General features: G+C 67.2%; 9 protein-coding genes and 1 pseudogene. 8 read left to right on the forward strand and 2 right to left on the reverse strand.

Annotated features, from left to right (window positions below):
• The coding region (locus BLS95_RS53705; protein ID WP_218136421.1) for a transposase domain-containing protein at positions 1-438 on the reverse strand (438 nt) is incomplete at its 3' end.
• Between the two features lie 808 nt (positions 439-1,246).
• Here BLS95_RS53705 and BLS95_RS53710 point away from each other — a divergent pair.
• The 3 genes from BLS95_RS53710 (at position 1,247) to rplL (ending at position 3,330) form a co-directional block, all read left to right on the forward strand.
• The gene (locus tag BLS95_RS53710; RefSeq protein WP_245765841.1) at positions 1,247-2,062 is read left to right on the forward strand and encodes an SCO4651 family lipoprotein; all 816 of its coding nucleotides are present in this window, start codon (positions 1,247-1,249) and stop codon (positions 2,060-2,062) included.
• 276 nt (positions 2,063-2,338) lie between these two features.
• On the forward strand, positions 2,339-2,863 hold the full coding sequence (gene rplJ / locus BLS95_RS53715; protein ID WP_090947361.1) for a 50S ribosomal protein L10: 525 nt from the start codon (positions 2,339-2,341) through the stop codon (positions 2,861-2,863).
• A gap of 74 nt (positions 2,864-2,937) precedes the next feature.
• The gene (gene rplL / locus BLS95_RS53720) at positions 2,938-3,330 is read left to right on the forward strand and encodes a 50S ribosomal protein L7/L12 (protein ID WP_090947362.1); all 393 of its coding nucleotides are present in this window, start codon (positions 2,938-2,940) and stop codon (positions 3,328-3,330) included.
• A 92-nt stretch (positions 3,331-3,422) separates the two neighbouring features.
• Here rplL and BLS95_RS53725 read toward each other — a convergent pair whose 3' ends face one another.
• A complete protein-coding gene (locus tag BLS95_RS53725; RefSeq protein WP_090947363.1) occupies positions 3,423-3,818 on the reverse strand; it encodes a nuclear transport factor 2 family protein in 396 nt (131 codons plus the stop codon).
• An 88-nt stretch (positions 3,819-3,906) separates the two neighbouring features.
• Here BLS95_RS53725 and BLS95_RS53730 point away from each other — a divergent pair, with 88 nt between their 5' ends.
• From BLS95_RS53730 to BLS95_RS53750, 5 genes and pseudogenes are all read left to right on the forward strand, one after another.
• Complete coding sequence (locus BLS95_RS53730; protein ID WP_090947364.1) at positions 3,907-4,473, forward strand: TetR/AcrR family transcriptional regulator; 567 nt, start codon at positions 3,907-3,909, stop codon at positions 4,471-4,473.
• 115 nt (positions 4,474-4,588) lie between these two features.
• Entirely contained in the window at positions 4,589-5,590 is a 1,002-nt protein-coding gene (locus tag BLS95_RS53735) for an ABC transporter ATP-binding protein (RefSeq protein WP_090947365.1), read from the forward strand.
• 353 nt (positions 5,591-5,943) lie between these two features.
• Positions 5,944-6,444, forward strand: coding sequence for a hypothetical protein (locus BLS95_RS53740; protein WP_090947366.1), 501 nt, complete (start codon positions 5,944-5,946; stop codon positions 6,442-6,444).
• Positions 6,441-6,938, forward strand: a complete 498-nt coding sequence (locus tag BLS95_RS53745; protein ID WP_090947367.1) for a hypothetical protein — start codon at positions 6,441-6,443, stop codon at positions 6,936-6,938. Before BLS95_RS53740 ends, BLS95_RS53745 begins: the two co-directional genes overlap by 4 nt.
• A gap of 436 nt (positions 6,939-7,374) precedes the next feature.
• Positions 7,375-8,296: pseudogene (locus BLS95_RS53750) on the forward strand (DNA-directed RNA polymerase subunit beta); the annotation flags it as partial.

Below are 8,296 nucleotides of genomic sequence, written 5' to 3' on the forward strand. Positions count from 1 at the left end.
CGGGTTGAAGGCGGCTCGGTTGGCTGGGCCGGCCGGGGTGGCGATGCTCGTGCCGTCCCAGGCCACCAGCAGCAACTCGCCCAGGTGGGACCAAGGGGCGCGGCCCGCTGTCAGGGGCGAGGCCACCCGCTGCAGCAGCTGCGCGAACACCACGCTGCCCAACCGCGCACGTAGCTTTGACAAGGCGGTGGAGGAGGGGATGCGCCAGCCTGCCGTCCGTAGCCGGTCGGCCAGTCCGGCCACCATCTGCCCGGCCACATCGATCGAGTTCAGGTGCGAAAACAGGCATAACGCCAGCACGAAGTACACCCCGAACCGGGCTGGCAGCGCCCGTGTCCGCGCCTTCTTGCCATGCGTGGGCCGCCAGCCGGCGAGTACTTCATCGACCAGGTCGGGCGGCAGGAACCGAGTCAGTACGCCCAGCCCGACGTGATCCAAGATCTTGCTGTGACTGGATCTTCTCAGTAGCGATATGGCAGCATCAGCGGGCAACGAGGCTCCTTGCCAGGCCAACGATCTTCAGCAATCGTCAGTCCTAGCAGGAGCCTCGCCACATCTCACACCATCGCCATCGACCGGCTCCACATCGTGATCACCTGATCCGTTGCAGACGCAAGATGCCCTTAAGTTCCTGGCATTGTGGCGACCGCCACCCGCCGTTCGGGGCTTGGGGCCTCCAGGAAAACGGCCTCTGACCGGTGCGGGGCCGGGCGCCGTTACGTGCGCCCCGTCAATTCGTCCCCTCGACGCCCGTCACCCCATCCGTGAGCATCCACCACCGGCGCCCTTGAAGCATCCGCCACTCCGCCACCCAGGGGGCATCCGTTCACTCCGGCACCAGAGGCATTCGTATCCCTGACAGCCGGGGCATTCGTCGCTTCGCTCACCCCGTGGCTATCCGATCCCGGTGCTCGTCGGCTGCTGCCTACGTGGGTTGGCTGCCGGTGTTCTATCCGCGTTGCCGAGATTGGTCGTTGGGTGGGGCGCTGATGGGGGGTGGGGGTTGCGGCGTTCTGTGGGCTCTGGGCGGCTTGTTGGGGGCATAGGGCCCGCGGTTGTCGGTGAAGGCGTGTGGGGGCGTTCTCGTGCGTTTCAGCTCCTTGCGCGGGTGGAGGGCGTGCGGGGCCGGGGGCGGGGAAGAGGATGTGCAGGAAATGTGTGGAGCGTGTAGGGGATAACCCTGGGTTTTCACCTAATTGTGCGGGGAAGGCGCCTCGGCGACGGAACTTAAACGTAAGGTCAAGACATGCTGAAGCGCACGATAAGTCTTACCGCGGTCGGAGCCGCGCTGGTCGTGGGCGCGGTCGCCGGATGCGGATCGAACGCCCAGCCCATCCAGGTCAACCTGGCCGCCTCAGAAGTGCTCACGCAGGCTGCGCAGAAGACCGCGCAGGTCACCAGCTACACGGTGGACGCCGTGGTGAACGTGGCGCACTCCGAGGGCAACGGCAAGGTGCAGGGGCGCATGCTGTACCAGCGCGATCCCCTCGCCGTGGACCTCACCTTGGACACCGTCGACATGGGCGGCAGGAACCTGCCGGGCGGCGTACGCGCCGTGCTGCAGTCCGACGCCGTCTACGTGAAGGTCGACGCGCTCAAGGACCTCGTGGGCGCCACCAAGCCGTGGATCAAGGTCCCGCTCACCGAGGTCGGCGAGTCCGCCCAGGTGAACCAGTACCTCACCCAGATCCAGCAGTTCGACCTGGGCAACGTGACCAAGATGGTCACGGCCTCGCAGAACGTGAAGTCCGCCGGCAACGAGAGCGTCAACGGCGAGGACACCACCCACTACAGCGGCACCTTCCCGGTCGACGCGGCCGTGCAGCAACTGCCCGCTGACAAGCAGGAGCAGGCCCGGACGAACCTGGCGGAGCTCAGCGACGTCAAGTTCGACATCTGGGTGGCCGGTGACGGCCTGCCGCGCAAGCTGGCGCTGAACGGCTCCAAGGAGGGCGCCACGCTCGATGCCACGCTGTTCTTCAAGGACTTCAACAAGGCGGTGAACATCGAGACCCCGCCCGCCGATCAGGTCGGCGAGCTGCCCAAGGGCACGACCAACTGACAACTGATCAGCCAGAACCCATCAGCTGGAACTACTGAGAACGATTTGGAAACTCGGCGGCCAGGACGTACTCTGGTCGTTGCCGAAGACCGCCGGTCGTCGTCGGGTGCTCAAAGCCCGGCGACCGAAGGATCCACTTCATGTGGACGGCCCGCGCAGGTGTGATGCGAGTTTCCCACGTGGAGTGATCCACGTGCGTGAGCCCCGTGTGCGCCCTGCGCCCGGGGCTGTTCTCATTTCTGGGCCTTCGCCGGTGGCACATCTGGAAGGAGGCCCATGGCGAGGGCGGACAAGGCGACAGCGGTTGCCGAGCTCAAGACCGAGTTCGAAGGCAGCGCCGCCGCCGTTCTGACCGAATACCGCGGTCTCACCGTCGCGCAGCTCAAGGAGCTGCGCACCTCTCTCGGTGGGAATGCGAAGTTCGCCGTGGCGAAGAACACCCTGACCAAGATCGCGGCCAACGAGGCCGGTCTGACGGGCCTCGACGGCCTGCTCGCCGGTCCGACCGCGATCGCCTTCGTCAACGGTGACGTTGTCGAGGCGGCCAAGGGCCTGCGTGACTTCGCCAAGGCCAATCCCCTTCTGGTGATCAAGGGTGGCGTCCTCGACGGCAAGACGCTCGACGCCAACGAGATCACCAAGCTCGCCGACCTCGAGTCCCGCGAGGTTCTCCTCGCGAAGCTCGCCGGTGCCCTGAAGGCGAAGCAGAGCGCTGCTGCCGCTGTCTTCGCCGCGCTGCCCACGCAGATGGCCCAGCTGGCCGACGCCCTGCGTGCCAAGCGCGACGAGGCGGGCGAGTAACACGGGGGTTGCCGCAGACAACCGCGGTCCCGTTCCTAGATTCAGCAGAACGTCCCTAACGTAAGGAAACAATCATGGCGAAGCTCAGCACCGACGAGCTGCTCGACGCGTTCAAGGAGATGACCCTCCTCGAGCTGTCCGAGTTCGTGAAGCAGTTCGAAGAGGTCTTCGACGTCAAGGCCGCCGCGCCCGTCGCGGTCGCCGCCGCCCCCGCCACCGGTGGCCCCGGTGAGGCCGCCGTCGTTGAGGAGCAGGACGAGTTCGACGTCATCCTCGAGGCTGCCGGCGAGAAGAAGATCCAGGTCATCAAGGAGATCCGCGCCCTCACGTCCCTGGGCCTCAAGGAGGCCAAGGACCTGGTGGACGGCGCTCCCAAGCCCGTCTTCGACGGCAAGGTCAACAAGGAGCAGGCGGAGAAGGCCAAGGCTGCCCTCGAGGGCGCCGGCGCCACCGTGACCGTGAAGTAACTTCCCCCTTCACGCACGCTCTTCGGAAAGAGGCGACCACACCCAGGTGCCGGGTGTGCCGCCTCTTTTCGCGTTTCCGGGGTCGTGCCGGCTCAGCGGCTCGCGGCGGTCCGTACGCGGGCGATGGCCGAGGTGTCCATGTAGTCCCTGGTGTGGATGATCTGGCCGTTCCTGACCCGGAGCACCAGCAGGCCGGGGACCGTGACCGGGTGCTCGCCCACCTCGACGAGGACGTCCTGCTCGACGACCACCACCTCCGGGTCCGCGGTCCGGTGCAGCGCCACCCGGCGTATCTCGCGGACCCGCATCGGGCTCGGGTCCCACATGGCGTGGTAGCCCGCGCGGATCTCCTCCCTCCCCTGGTACGGCGCCAGCCCCCCGAACGGGAACTCGTGCAGCCCGTCCGCCGCATAGAGATCGGCCAGCTCGTCGGCGGACTTGTGCAGCATGGCCGCGTGAAAGCCGGTGACGACGTCCTCGATGGACATGAGACCCCTCCTATTTCACTCAACAGGCGTTGACTCAACGAGCGTAGAGCGAAAGGGCGGAGTCGGTCAACGCATGTAGAGTCGGGCCGTGGGTGACAGGTTGCCGCTGCGGGCCGAGCGGCGGCGCAGGACCGAAGGGCGGATCCTCGACGCCGCCAGGGCGCTCTTCGCCGAGGTGGGCTACGAGCGCGCCACGGTCAGGGCCATCGCCAAGGCCGCCGGGATCGATCCGGCCCTCGTGATGCAGTACTTCGGGAGCAAGCAGGCGCTCTTCCAGGAGGCCGTACGGATGGCCCCGGAGCCGGACCCGGGGCTGGGCGCCGAAGAGTTGGTCGAAGGGCTGCTGGGCACGCTCGACCTGAAGCTGGGGGACCTGCCGCAGAGTTCGCTGGCGATGCTGCGGTCCATGCTCACGCACCCGGAGGCGGCCGTGTCCGCCAGGGAGGCGCTGGGCGCGCAGATCGACCGGCTGGCCGCGGCCATTCCGGGCGAGGACGCGCGGCTGCGGGCGGCGCTGGTGACCATGATCATGGTGGGCGTCACCGTCGGGCACCAGCTCCTGGAGCTCGACGAGCTGCGCGGGGTGCCGCAGGAGGAGGTCGCCCGCTTGTTGCGGCCCAGCCTGCGGGCCCTTACTGGACCCGAAGTCTCATAACCACTGGGCCACAAGTCGGCCCAACCGGCGGGACGCCGTTACGGTGGCGAGGGCCGGCAAGTAAAGTGTGCGGCACGTTATCCCCTGCGTACTCCCTGCGATCGGGAAGGTGACAGTGGGCGTCGAGGTCGTGGTCGACGGTCTGACCAAATCATTCGGCCGGCAGGTCATCTGGGAGGATGTCTCGCTCACCCTGCCCGCGGGCGAGATCTCGGTGCTGCTCGGCCCGTCGGGCACCGGCAAGTCGGTGTTCCTCAAGACGCTGGTCGGCCTGCTCAGGCCCGATCGCGGGCACATCTGGATCGACGGCCACGACCTGGCCAACTGCTCCGAGGACAGGCTCTACGAGCTGCGCCGGCTGTTCGGCGTGCTCTTCCAGGACGGCGCCTTGTTCGGTTCGCTCAACCTGTACGACAATGTGGCCTTCCCGCTGCGCGAACACACGAAGAAGACCGAGACGCAGATCCGCCGGCTGGTGATGGAGAAGATCGAGCTCGTCGGCCTGCTCGGCGCGGAGTCGAAGCTGCCCGGCGAGATCTCCGGCGGCATGCGCAAGCGGGCGGGGCTGGCCAGGGCGCTGGTGCTGGATCCGGAGATCATCCTGTTCGACGAGCCGGACTCCGGGCTCGACCCGGTCCGTACCGCGTACCTCAACCAGCTCATCGTCGACCTCAACGCCGAGATCGAGGCGACGTTCCTGATCGTGACGCACGACATCAACACCGCCCGTACGGTGCCCGACGGCATCGGGCTGCTCTTCAGGCGGGAGCTGGTGATGTTCGGACCGCGGGAGATGCTGCTGTCGAGCGACGAGCCGGTGGTGCGGCAGTTCCTCAACGCGAGGAAGCACGGCCCGATCGGCATGTCGGAGGAGAAGGACGTCTCCGAGCTGGCGGCCGAGGCGCAACTGGGGCACGATCCGGGCGCGCTGCCGCCGATCCCGCCGCAGCTCATGCCGACCGGTGACCGGATCCGCCACACCCAGCGGCCGCCGGGGGCCTGGCTGGCGGCCAACGGGGTGATCCCGCCGCCGGGCTCGTTCGTGGACGAGCGGGGGCGTAACTGGCTGGAGGAGTACCCGCGGCTGGTCAACGCCTACCTGCACGGCGTTCGATGACCGCTTTTGAGCGTGCCTGGAGGCGGCGCCGGTGGGGCCGAGTAGGGGCCTGAGAGGCGTGCCGGGGTGGCCGGCCGGGGGTCGGCGAACATCTGCTCCGACGGGCTGAGAAGGTGCCTGCGGCGGCTGTCAGGGTTCGCGGGCGGGAGAGATCGGGTCGGACGCTCAGCGGGGCTCTCAGAGCCTTCTGGAGGCATTTGCGGGAGATCTGACAACCTTGACCGATTCGCTGCGGGGATGGGCACGCCATGAGGGGCTGTGTCCGTTGGCCAACCGCATGGGTTGTTTCGGGGGCTGGGGGCGGAAGTGGCGGGTTATGATCCGGCGACTGGCCGGGGAAGGGGTGAGCGGACGTGGCGGGACTCGCTGTTCGCCCTGCCGGCATCCTGATCTCGGCGCTCAGCGCGGTGCTGGCCGTACTGGTCGCCACGGGCGTGTGGATCGCCGCCCAGGCGCGTGACGAGCAGGGCAGGGCAGGCGACAAGGAGGCCGCGCTGCTGGCGGCGGGCACGCACGCGAAGAACCTGATCTCGCTCGACTACCGCACCGCCGACGCCGACGTGCGGCGCATCCTCGAGACCTCGACCGGGACCGCCAGGGCCGAATACGCGGCCAACGCGGCCAAGCTCAAGTCCACCACGATCGCGAACAAGGTCGTCCAGCACGGCGTGCTGCGCGCCACGGGGCTGACCTCGCTCACCGGGTCGACGGCCAAGGTGCTGGTCGTCGCCGACGTGGAGATCCGCTGGGAAGGGTCCAGCAGCGCGCCCCAGGAGCGGTACTACCGGTGGTCGATGGACCTGACCAAGGTCGGCGGCGGCTGGCTGGTGTCCAAGGCGGTGCAGGTGGGATGAGAACCGTCGTGATCGTCCTGCTGGGCGTCCTCGTGGTGGCGGCCGGGGTGCTGGTGCCGACCATGTGGTTCGACCTGCGGCACCTGCGGGAGGCCGACGCGGCCGGCGCCCAGGCCATGGCCGCGGCCAGGAAGGTGGCGCCCGACCTGCTCTCCTACGACTACAGGACCGTGGAGGCGGACCTGGCCAAAGCGCGGACGTACACCACGGGAGCGCTGACGGGGCAGTACCGGGAGCTGGCCACGACCCTGGTGCCCAGGGCCAGGGCCCAGAAGGTCGTGCAGACCGTGGCCGTGGCGGGGGTCGGGGTCGAACACGCGGAGCCGGACCGCGTAGAGGTTCTGCTTTTCGTGAACACTGGTACGGTCAAGGAGATCCCCGGCGAGGCGGAGCCGCAGCAGCAGTTCACCCAGAACCGCGCCAGGTTCGTCATGGTGCGGCAAGATTCCCGCTGGCTGGTGGCCGATCTGTCCACCCTGCTGGGGACGGCCTGATCTTCCGGGCGCGCCACTACTTTCAATTGTTACCAAAAATCAGGTTTAGCGAAGCCTTTGCCGCGGGTACCCAAGTCACTGCTGCACCGGTTGTCGGCATGGGTTCGACCCTCGGTGTGACGGAGCGTTAACCGCCCCCGTTCGCGGGTATCGTCTTGGGCCTGGCGGTAGGCGACCGGTCACGCAGGGGAGAAAACCCAGCGTCCGGGCTCAGAGTCGGCTAAAAGTCGGGCTTGTGGGCTTGACGTTTCCGTCTGAACGGGCGATGCTGCGACCAACGTGGAGCATGCAGCGAGGGCGAAGTGGACAGGCGTGTGCCGTTCGGCTACACTGCCCCTTTGCGCTGCCCTTTGACGACCCGTGATGCTTGCTCACGTTGCGAGGTTGTCTGGCGTGCGTGTAGTCAGTCCGCCGCGAGCCCTCGGAAGGACATCTGTTGGCAGCCTCGCGCAACGCCTCCGCCGTACCCGCCGGTCCCCGTCGCGTCTCATTTTCGCGCATCCAGGAGCCCCTCGAAGTTCCTGACCTTCTCGCCCTGCAGACCGAGTCGTTCGACTGGTTGCTCGGCAACGAGAAGTGGAAGGGCCGGGTAGAGGCGGCTCGCCAGGCCGGGCGCAAGGACGTCCCGACCCAGTCGGGCCTCGAAGAGATCTTCGAAGAGATCAGTCCCATCGAGGACTTCTCGGGGACCATGTCCTTGTCGTTCCGCGACCACCGGTTCGAGCCGCCGAAGTACTCAGTCGATGAGTGCAAAGACAAGGACATGACCTTCTCCGCCCCGATGTTCGTGACGGCGGAGTTCATCAACAACACCACCGGTGAGATCAAGAGCCAGACGGTGTTCATGGGGGACTTCCCGCTCATGACGCCGAAGGGCACGTTCATCATCAACGGCACCGAGCGTGTCGTGACCTCGCAGCTGACCCGTTCGCCCGGCGTGTACTTCGAGCGCACGGTCGACAAGACCTCCGACAAGGACCTGTACGGGTGCAAGGTCATCCCGTCGCGGGGGGCCTGGCTGGAGTTCGAGATCGACAAGCGTGACAGCGTCGGTGTGCGTATCGACCGTAAGCGCAAGCAGGCCGTCACGGTGCTGCTGAAGGCGCTGGGCTGGACGAGCGAGCAGATTCTCGAGCGCTTCGGCCAGTACGAGTCGATGCGGGCGACCCTGGAGAAGGATCACACGGCCGGCCAGGATGACGCGCTGCTGGACATCTACCGCAAGTTGCGGCCCGGTGAGCCGCCGACCAAGGAGTCGGCGCAGACGCTGCTGGAGAATCTGTACTTCAACGCCAAGCGGTACGACCTGGCCAAGGTGGGCCGCTACAAGATCAACAAGAAGCTCGGGGTCGACGCCG

The organism is Nonomuraea jiangxiensis (genome assembly GCF_900099965.1).
Taxonomy (GTDB): domain Bacteria; phylum Actinomycetota; class Actinomycetes; order Streptosporangiales; family Streptosporangiaceae; genus Nonomuraea; species Nonomuraea jiangxiensis.

Coding starts and splice junctions, on each gene's coding strand:
- BLS95_RS53710 (WP_245765841.1), top strand. CDS start 1,247: ATGCTGAAGCGCACGATAAGTCTTACCGCGGTCGGAGCCGCGCTGGTC.
- rplJ (WP_090947361.1), top strand. CDS start 2,339: ATGGCGAGGGCGGACAAGGCGACAGCGGTTGCCGAGCTCAAGACCGAG.
- rplL (WP_090947362.1), top strand. CDS start 2,938: ATGGCGAAGCTCAGCACCGACGAGCTGCTCGACGCGTTCAAGGAGATG.
- BLS95_RS53725 (WP_090947363.1), bottom strand. CDS start 3,818: ATGTCCATCGAGGACGTCGTCACCGGCTTTCACGCGGCCATGCTGCAC.
- BLS95_RS53745 (WP_090947367.1), top strand. CDS start 6,441: ATGAGAACCGTCGTGATCGTCCTGCTGGGCGTCCTCGTGGTGGCGGCC.